The following is a 14,346-nucleotide window of genomic DNA, read 5'->3' as shown; positions in this document are numbered from 1 at the left end:
GCGGACTGCGGATGCATCATCTCGTGGTGATCGGACGGTGGCAGCGCGTGCCGTCCGTTGGGACGACGGCGTTGCCCGAAGGGACGCTCACGCGAGCCGTCTCGGCAGCTGATCGCCGACGGTCAGCCGGGAATCGGCGTGCAGTTTGGTCAGCACCCGGGACACCAGCGACTGCACCGTCCTGCGTGGCAGGCTCAGTTCGGCGGCGATCTCCGGATTGGACAGTTTCGCCGCCACCAGCCGCGCGACCCGCAGTTCCAGCGGCGACAGCGCCCCGGCGTGCCGGGGGCCCCGCTCGGCCCGGCTCAGCACGCCGTAGCGGCGCAGCCTGCTCTCCGCCCGGCGGATGCTCCACGTGGCGCCGACCGGCCCGAGCACTTCGCAAGCCTCGGTGAGCGACCGGGTGGCCGCTTCGAGATAGCCCGCCCGGCCGAGGAGTTCGGCGGCGTCCTCCAGGGCGGCCGCGAGTTCGATCGGGCGGCGGACCTCGCGGTAGTGGTCGGCCGCGGCCAGCACGCCTTCGGGATCGCCGTCGATCAGCGCCCGGCACCGGGCGGCGGCCGCGGTGGCCCTGGCGGGCACGGTCTCCAGACTCGCCTCTTCGTCACAGACGGCGAGCGCTTCCCGCGCGACGGCGTCGTTCCCGGCCGCGAGCGCGACGCGGACGACGTCGGGAAGCCATTGGTGACGCAGCATCATCCGGGCGTAGTCGGGGCGCAGCACCGGCGCGACCAGCCGCAGCGCGTCGTCGAGCTCGCCGCGCTGTTCCGCGGCCATCGCCAGGGCGGCGAGGTAGAAGTCGCAGCTCTCGCGTTCGGACGAGTTCGACGGCGAATGTGCCTCGGCCGCCTCCAGATGCGCGCGGACGGAGACGCGTTCGTCCCGGTGGCCCGCGATGAGCGCGGCGACCCCGTGCAGCAGCAGGGCGGCTGCGCCGGGCTCGCGGACCCCGTAGAAGGTGATCGCCGGACCGTCCTCGGTGACCGAGTCCAGTTCGGCCAGCGCCTCGTCCCAGCGGCCGGTCCAGTAGTAGTGCACGGCCGCCGAGACCTGCGGACCGGTCGGCAGGCCGTGCCGCGCAGCCGTCTCGTACCCGGCGTGCAGCGTGGCGTCGGCCTCGTCGAGACGGTCGAGGTTCTGCAGGGTGAAGAGACGGTTGTCGAGCAGGTCGAAGCGCAGCGTCGCGAGCTCGGCCTCGTCGCCGGTGGTTTCGAGCGCGGCGTCGACCGCGGTCAGCGCCCGGTCGTGCTCGCGGCGGATCGAATGCACGAGCCACAGCGTCTGCTGCGCGTGCGCGGCGGGATACCGTTCGCCCGCCTCGACGGCCTCGGCGTGCAGGCCCCGCGCGATCCGTTCGGTCTCGCCGAGATCGTCGAGGGTGCCGCGCCGGAAGTTGGCGAGCAGCGTCCGGGTGCTGGTGCGCCACAGCTCCGGCATCGACGGATCGTCCGCGGTGTCGGCGAGCGCCTCGATCGCGCCCGGCGTGTCACCGCGGCGGTAGCGCAGCGCGGCGAGGACATGCCGCATCTGCGCCAGGTCCGCCTTGCCGACGACCGTTTTCACCGCCTGCTCGGCTTCGGCCTCGGGATCCTTTTCGAGCCGGAACAGCACGCGCACCAGGGCGGTGATCAGGGTCTCCCGCTGCTCGCGGGTGGGCACGGTGCCCTCGAGCGCGCCGCGCAGGAGGTCGGCCGCGATATGCGGGGCCCGGTTGGACACCGCGATGTGGTTGGCGGTGAGCCATTCGACCAGCCAGGGGTCGTACGGCACCGGCCCGGCCGCCAGTTGCTCGGCGACCCGTTTGATCGGCGCGCCCGTCCGCGCGAGCGATTCGGCGGCACGCCGGTGCAGCGCGGCGCGGACCGGCTCGGCGATGCCGCCGTAGAGCGCCTGCCGCTGGAACGGATGGTGGAAGGCGAGCTTGTCGCCGGCGTACTCGATCACCCCCGCGGTGGTCGCCGGTTCCAGCCCCTGGAGGACTTCAAGCGGGCTTCTGCCCGCCAGCACGGCGAGATCCTCGACGGCGAATTCGGCGCCGAGCAAGGACGCGGTGCGCAGGATCTCGGTCGTGGCCGGGTCGAGGGTTTCCAGGGTGCGGCCCACCGCCGCGAGCAGCGACCGGGGCGCGTTCTCGGTGCCGTCCAGCGTCACCTCGGCCACGCCCGCCTTGATCCGCAGCGAACCGGTCCGGACCAGGTCGTGCGCGATTTCCCTGGCGTAGAGCGGATTCCCGGCCGCGCGACGGACCAGCGGGCGCAGGCTCGGGCCGAGCTTCGCCGCGAGGATCACCTCGAACACGGCGGCGATCTCGTCGTCTGTCAGCACCTCGACCGGCATGATCTCGCCGTCCCTCGCCTCGATCCCGCGCCGCAGCTGGGCCAGGTCCCGGCGGCCGTGCCCGGTGCGGGTGGCGGCGACCAGCAGCAGCGGCAGCTGGCGGGTGGCGGCGGCGAGGCGCTGCCACAGCAGCACACTGGCCTCGTCGGCCCAGTGGAGGTCGTCGATCACCAGCACCAGCGGGCCCGCCGCGCAGGTCTCGTCGACCAGCGCCAGTAGTTTGTCCACAGTGGACAGGATCGGGTCGGCGGGGCCCCAGTTCCCGGGCGCGGGCTCGGCGTGCAGCTCCCCGGCCAGTTTGGCCTTGGCCGGATCCGCCGCGCCGTGGTGCACCCCGAGGCACTCCATGATCACCTGCAGCGGGAAGCGTTGCTGGAGTTCGTCGGCCGCGGTCCAGGCGAGCTGGCAGCCGCGTCCCGCGGCGCTCGCCAGCCCGGCGATCAGCAGCTCCGACTTGCCGATGCCGGGTTCGCCTTCGAGCCAGACGGGACGGCCGCGGCCGGCGAGCACGTCGGTGACGAACCCGTGCAGCCGTTCGACCTGCCGTGCCCGGCCGGGCAGGCTGCCCTGGCCGCCGCGTTCGATCGCCTTGGCCACCGGCGGCGGCACGATCCGCACCGGAGCCGGTTTCGATCCGGTGACAGGTGTCTCGCTGCCGTCAAGGATTCGCTGGTGCAGGTCGCGCAGCGGGGCACCGGGTTCGACCCCGAGCTCGTCCCGGAGCACCCGCCGGGCTTCGCGGTAGGCGGTCAGTGCCTCGGTCTGGCGCCCGCTGGCGTGCAGGGCGCGCATGAGCGTCTCGTGCAGCGACTCGCGCAACGGGTGCTGCTGCACCAGCGCGGTCAGCTCGGCCACCAGTTCGCGAGGGTCGCCGAGGCCGAGCAGCGCGGTGGCCCGCAGTTCGGTGGCGGTCAGCTGGAGTTCGGCGAGCCGGACGCGTTCGGCCTCGGCGAACGGGCCGGGAACGCCTGAGTACGCCTCGCCGCGCCAAAGACCGAGGGCGGTGGTGAGCCGGGCGGCCGCGCCACGCTGATCCGCGTGGGCGAGGAGGCGTCGGGCGGTGACGGCTTCCTGTTCGAACCGGCGGACGTCGAGCGCTTCGCGGTCGAGCCGCAGCACGTAGCTCGAACCGGACGAATGCAGCACCTCGTGCGCGTCACCGCCCGCCTTGCGGATCGCCCCGCGCAGGCCGGAGACGTAGGTGTGGACACTGCCGGTGGCGCTGGCGGGCGCCGATCCGCCCCAGACGTCGGAGATCAGTTCGCCGAGCGAGACGGACTGGCCGCAGCGCGCGGCCAGGGCGGCGAAGACCGCGCGCTGGCGGGCGGGCCCGAGCTTCAGCTCGACGTCTTCGAGCCAGGCACGAGGCGGCCCGAGCAGCTCGACGCGCAGCCCGTTGGTCACACCGGCTCCATTTCTGTCCTCACCGAAAGTGGCCGGATCACTACCGTGCCCCGCAGTTTAGGACGTGCCCGGAACAGTTCGGTTGCGTACCCGGGCGTAGCTCAGACCGCGCCGCGTTGAGGCGGCACGGCGGGACGGGTGAAAGCGTGCAGCGGCGCGCACCACGGCTGGGCTGCCCCCAGGGCACGGTTGGCGGGCCAGGCGGCCGTCGTCCCTGCTTCGGGAAGCAGGAGCGACGCGAGTTCGCCGGCCAGGCCCTGATGCTGCTCCTCGGTGAGATTCCGTTGGTGTGAAAGCAGATGGAGCAGTTCGACGGCGGGCCCGGTGGACAGCACGCGGACGTTGTCGAGCAGCCACTGCGGGATCCAGCGCGCGGTCAGCTCGTCGCCGACCTGGAGCAGCTGCTCGGCGACCCGGTCCGCGGGCGCGCCGGAGCCCACCATGGTCGCGGCGATCTCCTGGTGCAGCACGGCGCGGATGGCGGGCGGCGTGTGCTCGGCGAACACCGAACGCACCAAGGGAACGCGGAACCGCAGGCGTTCCCCCTCGGTCTCCAGGACGCGCGCGGCGAGCGCCTCCTCGACGGCCTCGATGAGCGTCCGCAGCTCGCGCCCGGTGACCCCCGCCAGGTCGGCGACCGTGAACGACGAGCCCAGCAGCGCGGCTGAAGTCAGCGTTCGCTTGCACGCCAAGGAAAGCGTGGCGAGATGGTCTTCCACCACAGTGGCCAGCCTGCTGTGCGGCGCGGTACCCGGCTCGCGGCCGTCGGCGAACTCGGCGAACATTTCGGACAGGTAGGCGGCGTTCCCGGCGGTGTACTCGGCGGCGAACCCGAGGAAGTCGTCACCGGGATCCCTGGCCAGGGTCTCCTCGGCGAGCGCGGCCACGGCCGGGCCGTCGAACGGTGGCAGCGGGACGATCTCGCCGTCGAGCCGCGAGCGGAGGACGTCGAGCGTGCGGCGCCGGGGGAGGGGGCGCGCCGAGCCGATCAGCAGCAGCGGCAGATGCGCGGTGAACCGGTGAAGCCGCTGCCAGGCGAGCAGGCTTTCCTCGTCGGCCCAGTGCAGGTCCTCGAAGACGAGCACCCGGGGCCCGTCCTCGCACAGCGCGGTGACCGTTTTGCCGAGATCGTCCAGTGCTTCGCCGCCGAGGCTGTCGGCGATGATGCTCAGCGGGACCGCGCCGGCCAGCTCGTCGGCCTCGACCCAGCGGGTGTGGCTTCTCGCCGTGGCCAGGGCCTCCGCCAGGAGCGCGGTCTTGCCGCTGCCCGCCTCGCCGTCCAGCCACACCGTCCCGCCGCGGCCTTCGTCCAGCAGGGCTGTCAGGTGCCTTCGCACCCGGCCCAGTTCGAACTCGCGCCCGACGAAAGCGGACGGCCGCCCGGGCTGGGCCTGCGTCGGCCGGTGGCGCTCCGGCTGCTCCTGGTGGTGCAGCGTCGGATCGTCGTCCAGGACCCGCTGCCGCAGGGCCAGCAGCTCCGGGCCGGGTTCGAGACCGGACTGCTCGATGATCGTCTCGCGGGCACGGTCGAACGCGGCCAGTGCCTCGGCCTGCCTGCCGGACCGGAACAACGCGGTGACCAGCATGCGGTGCAGGCCTTCGCGCAACGGATGGCGCTCGACCAGCACGGCCAGCTCGCCCACGAGTTCGCGGTACCCGCCCAGCTGCAGCGCGACCTCGGCCTGGCGTTCGAGCGCGCTCATGCGCAGTTCGTTCAGCCGGGCGCGCTGGGTCTCGGCGAACGGGCCGGGGATCCCGTTCAGCGCGGAACCCCGCCACTGCCCGAGCGCGGAGCGGAGCGACTCCAGTTCCCGCCGGTGTTCGCCGGCGAGCCGATGCGCGCGGGCCCGTTCCAGCTCGGCCTCGAAGACGTGGACGTCGACCTGCTGCCTCGGCAGGTCGAGGCTGTACCCGGCGCGGGTGGCGACGAGCGGTTCGCCCGCCGGCTCCAGCGCGCGGCGCAGCGCGGAGACGTAGGTGTAGACGATGCCGGTGGCGCTGTCCGGGGGGCGTTCGCCCCAGACGGCGTCGATGATCTCCTCGCGGGAGACGAACTGACCGGCGTGGAGCGCGAGCGCGGCGAAGACCGCTTGCCGCTGAGCGGGACCCAGGGCGAGCTCGCTGTCGCCGTGCCTGGCGGGGGAACCGCCCAGGAGCCGCACCGTCAGCGAGGGAACCTCGTCCATGACCTGCCGCCTGTGCGTCCGACTTCGAAGGGCGTCCTGCCCGGCGGAATCCTAGTGGCGCCGATGTGGGTTTCGCAATCAATCGGGCAGCCGTCGTGTGGGTTTTGTCCAGCTGTCATGAGACATTCTCGGGTTTCGCCAGGGTAGTTCGGTTCGGAGGATTCACGTCCGTGAACAGATCCGACGTTCGGTGCCCGTTCATGTGGTTTTCAGGGTCTGGTCAGATGAGGGGCGACCGGGCAAAGCCGTACGTTCGCAGGGGCAAAGTGTCGGCTGACGCTGGTCGTGGCATGCGTGGCTCTGCATGCTGTGACAGTGAGCCAGGATCATGAACAGTTCGCCGGGGACGTCCTGCTCAGTCTCGCCCACGACGGCAGGCTGGTGCTGGACGCCGACGAGGCCGAAGCGCGCATCGCCGAGCTTCGGCGCACTCTGGCCTACGGCTACGCCCTGCTCGCCGACCCGGACTACACCGGACCCGAGGACAGGCTCCGGGACATCCTGGACGAGCTTCCCAAGTACGTGGAGGCGTTTCAGCAGGCCACGAAGTCCTTCACGCCTCGTTGAGAACTCGTGGAGAGTTCGTGAAGAGCTCCTTCGCAGACTGTGACCCATCCGACTGGGGCCGCGGATCAAGCGGAGGGGACAGAGGTGGAAACGGAAACCCGACAGATCACCGTGGCGGTACACGCGCCCGACCCGATCACCACGGCAGGCCTGGCCAGTCAGCTGGGTACGCAGCAGGGGATCGACATCCGGGACTGGGATCAGCGCGCCGAGACCGACGTACTGGTGTTCGCCGCCGAATGGCTGACGCCCGAGACGGTGCTCTGGCTGCGGCGGCTGGCCGCCGAGCACGGCAAGCCCGTGGTGCTCGTGGTGAGCCAGATCAGCGAGGCGGAACTCGTGCCCGCGATCGAATGCCGGGTGGTGGCGGTCCTGCCGCGCTCGGCCACGACCGGTGAACGCCTGGCGCACGCCGTCCGCGCGGCGGCCACCGGTGGCGGCGTGCTCCCGCCGAGCCTGCTCGGCGAGCTGCTCAAACACGTCGAACGGCTGCAGCGCGAGGTGCTCGACCCGATGGGAGTCAACACCGCCGGGCTCTCCACGCGGGAGATCGACGTGCTGCGGCTGATGGCCGAAGGCAAGGACACCGTCGAGATCGCCGGTGAGCTCAGCTACTCGGAACGCAGCGTCAAGCACATCATCCAGGGCATCACCGGACGGCTGAAGCTGAAGAACCGGCCGCACGCCGTCGCCTACGCGGTGCGGGCCGGGGTCATCTAGCTCTCTTCCGGGCGCGCGTGAAGGCCCCCTTCCCTCGGCTGAGCCGCGGGAAGGGGGCCTTCACGCGCGTTGAGACGGGGCGGGTTTCGGGGCGCTTGCCTGCTTGCCTGTACATGAAGGCCCCCTTGCTTGCGCCTGGCTCCGTGAAGGACCCCTTCATGTACTTGGGTCGCGGTGAAGGGCGAGTTTCACCGGGCGCTCAGATCAGGCCCGAGCGGATGGCTTCGGCGACCGCCTGGGCCCGGTTCCGCAACGCCAGCCGCCGCTGCGCGTGGTGCAGGATGTTCTTGATGGTGCGCTGGGAGTAGCCCATCGCCGCGCCGATCTCCGCGGTGTCCTTGCCCTCCGCGATCAGCCGCAGCACGCGGATCTCGCGTTCGTGGAACCGCGAGGCGCGGTCCGGGCCGTCCGCCAGTTCGGCGTAGCCGGCGGCCAGCCGTCCGGCGGAGGTCTCGACCGCCGACCGCGCGGACATGACCTCCGCGATCAGCCGTTCCGCCCGGACCGCCCGGTGCGGCAGCAGGCTGCGGACCCCGGCGGTCGCGGCCGAGCGGTGGCCGGACGGCGGGAGCGGGCCGGCGATCAGGACGCCGGGAACGGCACCCTGTTCGGACACCGCCTGCCGCAGCACCGGGAGTTCGTGGTCGACCGGGTCTTCGGCGGCCACCAGCACGTCCGCGCCGCGTTCGCCGGACGGGACCACTTCGAGCACCGCGGTCTGCGTCAGCATGCCGACCAGCCCGGCCCGGGTCAGCGGGTCGGCGGTGTAGACGGCCACCCGGAGGTCCGGGGTGTTCATGAGGCGTAGCGGCCGTTCAGCAGCGCTGTGGCCAGTTCGATCCGGGAGCGGTAGCCGGTCCGCGTGAACAGCACGCTCAACCGCCCCTCCACGCTCTTCCGGCTCGTCTGCAACGCCCGCGCCAGCTGTTCGTCCGTCAGTCCTTCGCCCGCCAGCAGCGCCAGCAGGTGCTCGTTCTCGGCGACCGTCTCCTCCTGACCGCCGGGGATCTCGATCCCGTTCTTCCGCATCAGGCCCCGCAGCCGGGCGCGGTGCAGCAGCGCGTCGAGCGAGCCGAGCGTCTCGTACACCTCGGTGAGCACCTTGGGATCCGTCGCGCCGTGCCGGACCAGGCGTTCGGCCGCGACCGCCAGTTCGTGCGGCTGGTCGCGCCCGCGGGCCAGCCAGAGGCATTCTTCGGCGGGCTCCTGGCCGAGACAGGCCCGGACCAGATGACGATGCAGCAGCACCCGCCCGGTCGGCATCGCGGAAGCGAGGTCTTCCAGCGCGTCGAGCGCCTTCCTCGCCGCTGCCCGATCGTTCCGCCGCAACGCCAGTTCGGCGAGGTCGGCCCAGGCGATGTCCGTGCCGACGGCGAGTCCGCAGGTGGCCGCGTGCAGGCGACGGGCGGCGCGGTCGGTCTCGCCGAGGGCCATGTCGACCCGGGCCTCGGCGATGTCGAGCAGATGCGCCAGCATCGGCGCCGTGGCGCGGGCCGCGGTCAGCAGTTCCCTCGCCGCGCTGAACCGTCCCTGGGACAGCAGGACCGACACGGTCGACAGATGCATCGCGGCCGAGCCGGTGTCGTAGCCGCGCCGGGACCGGTCGGCGACGCTGCGGTGGGCGAAGTCCACGGCGCGCGAGGGTTCGCCGCGCATGGCCGCGAGCATCGATCGTTCGCTGTCGCGCAGGCCGGTCTCGGGGAAGGCCTCGTCGGAGAGCAGCTTTTCCGCGCGTCCCCGTTCTCCCAGCACCAGCAACGCCGTGACGTACGAGGTGATCTGATCGTTCCGGTGCCGCCTCGCCGTTCTCAAGGGCCACCGCTCGCGTTGGGTGAGATTCGCGCCGAACCGCGCGGAACGGCCCGCCCAGAGTTCCGCGAGGCCGCCGAAGAGTTCGCCCAGCATCGCGGAAACCGTCGACTCGGTGCGCCAGGATTCGTTCTCCGCCAGCAATTCGGCCGCTTCCGCCCACCGGTCCAGCAGGCTCAAGGCGATCGCGCTCGACGCCACCGACCATTCCGGCGGGTTCATCGCGATCCTCGCCAGTTCGGCCGTGTTGCCGGAGTTGTGCAGCGCGCAGACGGCGATCGACTGCGCTTCCTGCGCGGCGTCGGCGGAAAGCCGGTCGGGGAACTCCTCCAGCAGCCGCCGTGTCCCCGCGAGACTCTGTTCGTGGTCGCCGTTCAGATGGCACCACATCGTGTGGAGCAAGGTCACCCTCGCCCGCTGCGGCCGGTCTTCGGTCAGCTCGACGGCGGCGCGCAGCCACCGCGCGCCGCGGGTGGTCTGGTCGTCGGGCAGGAACGCCGCGTCGTCGAGCAGCTCGGCGAGGGCGCGCCGCGGGTCGATCAGCTTGCCTGCCTCGGCGATCCGGTCGGGGAGGTAGTACGGGGCGGAGGTGTGCGCGGTCCCGTTCCACAACGCGGTGACGGCGGCCGCGGAGAACCGCCTGCGCTCGAAGGGCCCGAGTTCGGCGATCAGCGCGTAGGCGACCACCGGCACGGTGAACCGCCAGCCGCGGCCGCGGTGCAGCACCCCGTCGGCGCGCAGATTCTCCAGTGTCGCAAGGGTTTCCGCGAGATCCTGCGCCAGCAGCTCGCTGATCAGCGACGGCATCGCCTCGCCGAGCGGATGCAGGACGGCGGCCGCCTTCGCGACGGCGAGCCGTTCGGGGTCCAGGTGCACGGACCGCAGCGGCACCGTGGTGCCGGGGACGAGATACGCGCGCCGGTCGACGATCCGGATCGCGCCCTGCGCGCGCAGCAAGTCCAGTGCCTGGCGCAGCGCCGCCGGAACTCCACGGCTCAGTTCGTGCAGCCGGTCTCGCAGCAGGGAACTCGGAACGGCGCCGAGTGCCTCGACGAGCGCCCGCGTGATCTCGTCCGCCTTCAACGGCAGCAGCCGCATCGGCTCCACCAGACCGTCGGCCCGCAGCCGCCGTACGGTGGCGACTCTTTCGGCCGCGTCACGGACCGGGGTGCGAGTCGTGCAGATCACCCGGGTGGACGTATCGCCGAGACGGCGGATCAACGCGTCCAGGACGGCGAGGGAGTCGGAACCCATCCACTGGGTGTCGTCGATCATCAGGACGTGCCCGTCGTCGGCCGCCAGGGCGGGCCACGGATCGCCTCCGGGGGCGAGATCACCGTCCTGGGTGAAGCGCACGATAGAAACCTGCCGCCCTGAAGCGGAAAGGCGTTCGGACAGCCGGGAGAGCAACGTGGTCCGGCCGACACCCGCCGGCCCGGTCACCCAGACACAGGGCACGCCCACGCCGGTGACACGCTCCAGGATCCGCTCGGTCACCTCGTCCACGCCTGCCATCCTGAGCCGACAGACCGACCGCTAGGGCATACCTGGGGCGGTATGGCCCGTATGGCCGCCGGGTCGGCCCGAAAGCCGCGAACCGGACGCGTGTCAGGCGGCGAGGGGCCCGAAGACGAGGGTGCCCGGCGCCTCCGCGTCGTCACCCGCCCAGAACTCCAGCCACAGCGCGGCGAACTCGTCCCGCGACAGCATTCCGTCGCCGTCGGAGTCCAGCAGGGGGAAGGTGGCGTCGGTGTCGGTGGGGCGGCCGTTCCAGACCTCGATCAGCCGGCGGTACTCCGCCGCGGAGATCATGCCGTCCCGGTTCTCGTCGATGGCTTCGAACATCGCGTCGGCGGTCGCGGTCACGGCTTCGGGCATGCCGGGCAGCTTGTCCACCACCAGCAGGACCTCGTCGAGGGTGACCTTGTCGTCGCGGTCGAGGTCCGACGCCGCCAGCAACGTCGTCCACCAGCTCAGCATGATGCCGGTCAGCGACTGGGCGTCACCCGGGGCGCGGCGTCGTGCCCAGCGCGCGGCCAGCGCCTGGAAGTCTTGCTCCTGAAGGAAACCGTCGCCGTCGACGTCCATCGCGGCGAAAACCCCCGAGATCTTGCGCCGCTGCAAGTCGCTTGCCATGCGTCCGAACGATAGAACCGGGCGCGGAGGCGGGATAGCGGCCATTCAGGGCGGTGGCGCTCCACGATCGGGGGACGGCCGGTCACTCTGGATGCGTGAAGGATCCGGGGCTCTCGGGCAGGATGTCCCCATGGTGGAGATCAGCTTCCTGACCGGATCCGACCGCACCCGTTGGGAAGTCCTGGCCCGCGGCCACGACGCCCATGGCGGCGTCGAGCGCGGCGACGAAGCCTACGAGCGGACCTGGCAGCGACTGCTCGGCGGCGGGGAGCAGGCGATCGGGATCGGCGCACGGCTGGACGGGAGGCTGGTCGGGATCGCGCATTACGTTTTCCACGCGGGAATCTGGGGAAACGCGAGGTGCTATCTGGCGGACCTGTTCGTGGACGCGGAGGTCAGGCGGCGAGGCGTCGCGACCGCGATGATCGAATGGGTGGCGCGAGACGCCGAGCGGAACGGCTTTCCCCGGCTTTACTGGAACACGCCGGCCGATTCCCCGGCTCGCGCGTTGTACGACAAGGTGGCCAAGATCAGTGAAGGGCTTGTCGTCTATACCTATCGGCCCGAAGCCACGGGAGATCTCGAATCTTCAGTACGGCCGGGCGAATTTCGAAGCAATCGCTAGGTTCCGCTAGGCCGCGGCGTTCCCCGCGTATGTGCCTCGGCCGACAGGTGGCAGCCGGTCTTCAGCGTGAGCATGGTGCTGGTGCCGGTTGTCGTGCCGGTTGCGCTTGAGAGTGTCAGGTCGGCGCCGAAGGCGTCGAGGAGGTGGAACTCTCGGAACTGGGGCTGGTTCACCTCGAAGCCCTTCTTCGTGAAGCCGTACTTGCCCGCGGTTTCGGTGAGCGCCTGCGTTGTCTTCGCCCAGCCGGCTTCCGGAATGACGTCTGGCAGGCCCCAAGTGGTATAGGCGGTGTAGACGTCGTGGACATCGACCGCGCGGAAGGCGTTGCAGCCGGGTGCCACTTCGGCCACGGTGCCCTGCTGCCACGCGGAGAAGCCGGTGGCCTCCGTGATCTTGGCGCGCAAATCGGTGAGCGTCTGGTCGTACGTCGCTTGGGCTTGCTTGGCGTCCGGCCGCTGGAGAAGTTCGGCGAACTGCTGTTGGGTCGACATGCCGTCCTTGCCGTGGTCGTTGTCGAGGTAGTCCGGGCTGCTGTCGCACGCCGTGCTGGTGAGCAGGAGGGCAACCGCCGTCCCGGCAATCCAGCTGGTGGTTCCGGCAGCGTGCTTCATGTGTTTCACCTGGGCTTACTTCGAGATGGTCAGGTCAGGGCGGCCGGCGACGACCGCCGCCATGTTGTACTTGCTGGTGCTGTCGGTGCCGTCCGGCGTGGTCAAGGTGTATTCGCTGTGTCCCGAAGAAGCCGCGAGCGGCCGGCCGTCGAGCAGCGATGTCGCTCCGTGAGTCGACAGCTGCTTCATGCCCTCCATGCTGCCGGGGTCTTCGCCGAACCGCCCGTGCGTGATATTGCCGACGTCGGCTACCGCGTCGCCATTCGCTTCGAGTGTGTAGGCGTGGCCCTCGGGAACATGCAGCCGGTCGATCGAACGGCCACCGATGCCGTCTCCGTACGGTTGGTCGGAGATGCCGGGCGAGCCGAAGAACATGGCGTCGTCGACACCGGTGTCACTCTGCAGTGCAATGCCGGTGGTCAGCGAGCCGTACGAGTGACCGAGGGCGGTGAGGTGCGGGTCATCCGGCCGGGACATGTTGATCCCTTGGTCGAAACGGGCGAGCTTCTCGGCGCCTTCCTGCGCGGCGCCGCCGCTGAGGACGTCGACGTAGTCGCCGAGTTTGTCGGTAGCGGGCGGCTCGTAGCCGAGCCAGGTCACCGTCGCGACCGACTTGCCGCTGAGGTCACCGACCATGCGGTTGGCACTCTCGCGCACGCTCTGCATGTCGTTCACATAGCCGTCGAAATTGGTCTCGACCGCGGAGTTCATGCCCGGGGTGAAGACAGCGACGTGTTTGGCGTTGTCGACGTCGCCGTTGGCCACTGCGGCCTTCACCTTGTCGCCGGTCACATCGAGCGACATGAGCTGCCTGTTCGGCAGCGGCTCACCGTCCGGGCCCACCGTGATGCCTTCGATCTTGCCCAGTGCGGCGAGCCGTTCATCGAGTTTGCCGAGCTTCTCCTGATAGTCGCGGACGAGTGGCCGGTCGCGGCCGAGATCATCGGGGGCGTGGCGCATGAGCTCGGTGCGCTCGTCGAGCAGCTTCTGCTTCTCGTCCGCCAGGAGCGCGATGTTCGCTTTGCTCCTGGCCCACGCCGCCACACCGTCCCGGTTGCCGACCAGCCCCGGGAGATCTTTGATCAGGCGCTCTTGCTGCTGCTTCGACAGGGAATCCCACCACGCGGCGTTGGCCGCCGGGCCCGCGTCGACAGGTGGCGGGGCAGGGATCGACAAAGAGCCAAGGGCTTCGCCGGCGTTTCCGGCCGCGGCCAGACTGGTGCCCTCGCCGCTGGCGTCGATGGTGTGCCCGTTGATCGCCGGATCGAGCACGGCACAGAAGTCGTTGTCGACGTCCTCGGCGGAGAGCAGCGTCTGCTTTACGCGCTCGCCCAACTCCGAAGCAACGGTCTTCCGTTCCCGCTCGACGTCCTCGCGTTGCTCTTCCGGGATGTCCGGCGGCAGGCCATGGTCGGTAATGGAGCCGTCGTCCCCGATCGAGAAGTTATGCGCCTTGGCCAGGCCCTCGGCTTCTTTGAAGCCGGCTAGCACCCCGGCGGCGGCATCCGCGACGTCGCCACTGGCTCGGCGGATGGCGGCGATCTCGGCCGCCCATTCTTTGCCCTCTTCGATCAAGCGCTGCGATGCTCCGGCTGCCGCGGTAGCCGCCGTGCCCGACCAGCCACTCGGCATCGCGGCGTCCTCGAAGTCTTCGGAGCAGGTGAGCAGCTGCAAGTACTTGCCGTTGAGCGCTGCCGACATGGTTGAAAGGACGTTGGGGTTCCAGCGTCGAAGATCGCCCCAAGAGACCATCAGCTTGCCCTCGGCCCGCCGTGAGAGACCGTGACATGCAGATCTTGCCGGGCGGCCGCCTCGTTGGCGCGGTAGTTCGCCACGGCCTTGGCCAAGTCGCCGGAGTACGCCTCCCAGGCGCCGGCCCAACGCTGGCCCTTGTTCGACCAAGCGCCTTTCAAGGCCGCCAGTTTGCCCGCCGATCTGGTACCGGGAAGCC

The 14,346-nt window shown here is 70.6% G+C and carries 11 protein-coding genes; 3 read left to right on the top strand and 8 right to left on the bottom strand.

The window, feature by feature from the left end:
- Window positions 1–87 precede the first annotated feature (87 nt).
- Complete coding sequence (locus IE302_RS37105) at window positions 88–3,741, bottom strand: ATP-binding protein (protein WP_191259130.1); 3,654 nt, start codon at window positions 3,739–3,741, stop codon at window positions 88–90.
- Between the two features lie 101 nt (window positions 3,742–3,842).
- Window positions 3,843–5,927, bottom strand: coding sequence for an ATP-binding protein (locus tag IE302_RS37100; RefSeq protein ID WP_191259129.1), 2,085 nt, complete (start codon window positions 5,925–5,927; stop codon window positions 3,843–3,845).
- Between the two features lie 315 nt (window positions 5,928–6,242).
- Here IE302_RS37100 and IE302_RS37095 point away from each other — a divergent pair, with 315 nt between their 5' ends.
- Both IE302_RS37095 and IE302_RS37090 read left to right on the top strand, forming a co-directional pair.
- Window positions 6,243–6,494, top strand: a complete 252-nt coding sequence (locus IE302_RS37095; RefSeq protein WP_191259128.1) for a hypothetical protein — start codon at window positions 6,243–6,245, stop codon at window positions 6,492–6,494.
- Between the two features lie 84 nt (window positions 6,495–6,578).
- The gene (locus IE302_RS37090; RefSeq protein WP_191259127.1) at window positions 6,579–7,214 is read left to right on the top strand and encodes a helix-turn-helix transcriptional regulator; all 636 of its coding nucleotides are present in this window, start codon (window positions 6,579–6,581) and stop codon (window positions 7,212–7,214) included.
- Between the two features lie 199 nt (window positions 7,215–7,413).
- On the opposite strand, the gene IE302_RS37085 is transcribed toward IE302_RS37090, so the two are convergent.
- The 3 genes from IE302_RS37085 to IE302_RS37075 form a co-directional block, all read right to left on the bottom strand.
- Complete coding sequence (locus IE302_RS37085) at window positions 7,414–8,013, bottom strand: helix-turn-helix transcriptional regulator (protein ID WP_191259126.1); 600 nt, start codon at window positions 8,011–8,013, stop codon at window positions 7,414–7,416.
- A complete protein-coding gene (locus IE302_RS37080; protein WP_229908178.1) occupies window positions 8,010–10,538 on the bottom strand; it encodes an ATP-binding protein in 2,529 nt (842 codons plus the stop codon). Before IE302_RS37080 ends, IE302_RS37085 begins: the two co-directional genes overlap by 4 nt.
- Before the next feature lie 93 nt (window positions 10,539–10,631).
- Window positions 10,632–11,159 carry an EF-hand domain-containing protein gene (locus IE302_RS37075; protein ID WP_191259124.1) on the bottom strand — a complete coding sequence of 176 codons (528 nt, stop codon included), beginning with the start codon at window positions 11,157–11,159 and terminating at the stop codon, window positions 10,632–10,634.
- A gap of 130 nt (window positions 11,160–11,289) precedes the next feature.
- On the opposite strand from IE302_RS37075, the gene IE302_RS37070 reads away from it, so the two are divergent.
- On the top strand, window positions 11,290–11,784 hold the full coding sequence (locus IE302_RS37070) for a GNAT family N-acetyltransferase (RefSeq protein WP_191259123.1): 495 nt from the start codon (window positions 11,290–11,292) through the stop codon (window positions 11,782–11,784).
- Here the strand turns inward: IE302_RS37070 and IE302_RS37065 are convergent.
- Genes IE302_RS37065 through IE302_RS37055 form a run of 3 tightly spaced genes read right to left on the bottom strand, consistent with a single transcriptional unit; the run spans window position 11,781 to window position 14,308 of the window.
- Complete coding sequence (locus IE302_RS37065) at window positions 11,781–12,395, bottom strand: LppA family lipoprotein (RefSeq protein ID WP_191259122.1); 615 nt, start codon at window positions 12,393–12,395, stop codon at window positions 11,781–11,783. The two genes, IE302_RS37070 and IE302_RS37065, sit on opposite strands and share 4 nt — an antisense overlap.
- 15 nt (window positions 12,396–12,410) lie before the next feature.
- The gene (locus IE302_RS37060) at window positions 12,411–14,096 is read right to left on the bottom strand and encodes an alpha/beta hydrolase (protein WP_191259121.1); all 1,686 of its coding nucleotides are present in this window, start codon (window positions 14,094–14,096) and stop codon (window positions 12,411–12,413) included.
- 50 nt (window positions 14,097–14,146) lie between these two features.
- Window positions 14,147–14,308 (bottom strand): hypothetical protein, encoded by a 162-nt coding sequence (locus tag IE302_RS37055; RefSeq protein WP_191259120.1) that lies wholly within the window; start codon window positions 14,306–14,308, stop codon window positions 14,147–14,149.
- Window positions 14,309–14,346 lie beyond the last annotated feature (38 nt).

Origin of the sequence: Amycolatopsis oliviviridis, from assembly GCF_014654365.1 — a bacterium.
Taxonomy (GTDB): Bacteria; Actinomycetota; Actinomycetes; order Mycobacteriales; family Pseudonocardiaceae; genus Amycolatopsis; species Amycolatopsis oliviviridis.
The sequence above is the reverse complement of the archived record's forward strand: the minus strand, read 5'-3'. Positions and strand labels throughout refer to the sequence as shown.

What these genes read in the sequence shown, in the direction of transcription:
- IE302_RS37100 (WP_191259129.1), bottom strand. Translation starts at nt 5,927, where the DNA reads ATGGACGAGGTTCCCTCGCTGACGGTGCGGCTCCTGGGCGGTTCCCCC.
- IE302_RS37085 (WP_191259126.1), bottom strand. Translation starts at nt 8,013, where the DNA reads ATGAACACCCCGGACCTCCGGGTGGCCGTCTACACCGCCGACCCGCTG.
- IE302_RS37080 (WP_229908178.1), bottom strand. Translation starts at nt 10,538, where the DNA reads ATGGCAGGCGTGGACGAGGTGACCGAGCGGATCCTGGAGCGTGTCACC.
- IE302_RS37075 (WP_191259124.1), bottom strand. Translation starts at nt 11,159, where the DNA reads ATGGCAAGCGACTTGCAGCGGCGCAAGATCTCGGGGGTTTTCGCCGCG.
- IE302_RS37070 (WP_191259123.1), top strand. Translation starts at nt 11,290, where the DNA reads ATGGTGGAGATCAGCTTCCTGACCGGATCCGACCGCACCCGTTGGGAA.
- IE302_RS37065 (WP_191259122.1), bottom strand. Translation starts at nt 12,395, where the DNA reads ATGAAGCACGCTGCCGGAACCACCAGCTGGATTGCCGGGACGGCGGTT.
- IE302_RS37060 (WP_191259121.1), bottom strand. Translation starts at nt 14,096, where the DNA reads ATGTCGGCAGCGCTCAACGGCAAGTACTTGCAGCTGCTCACCTGCTCC.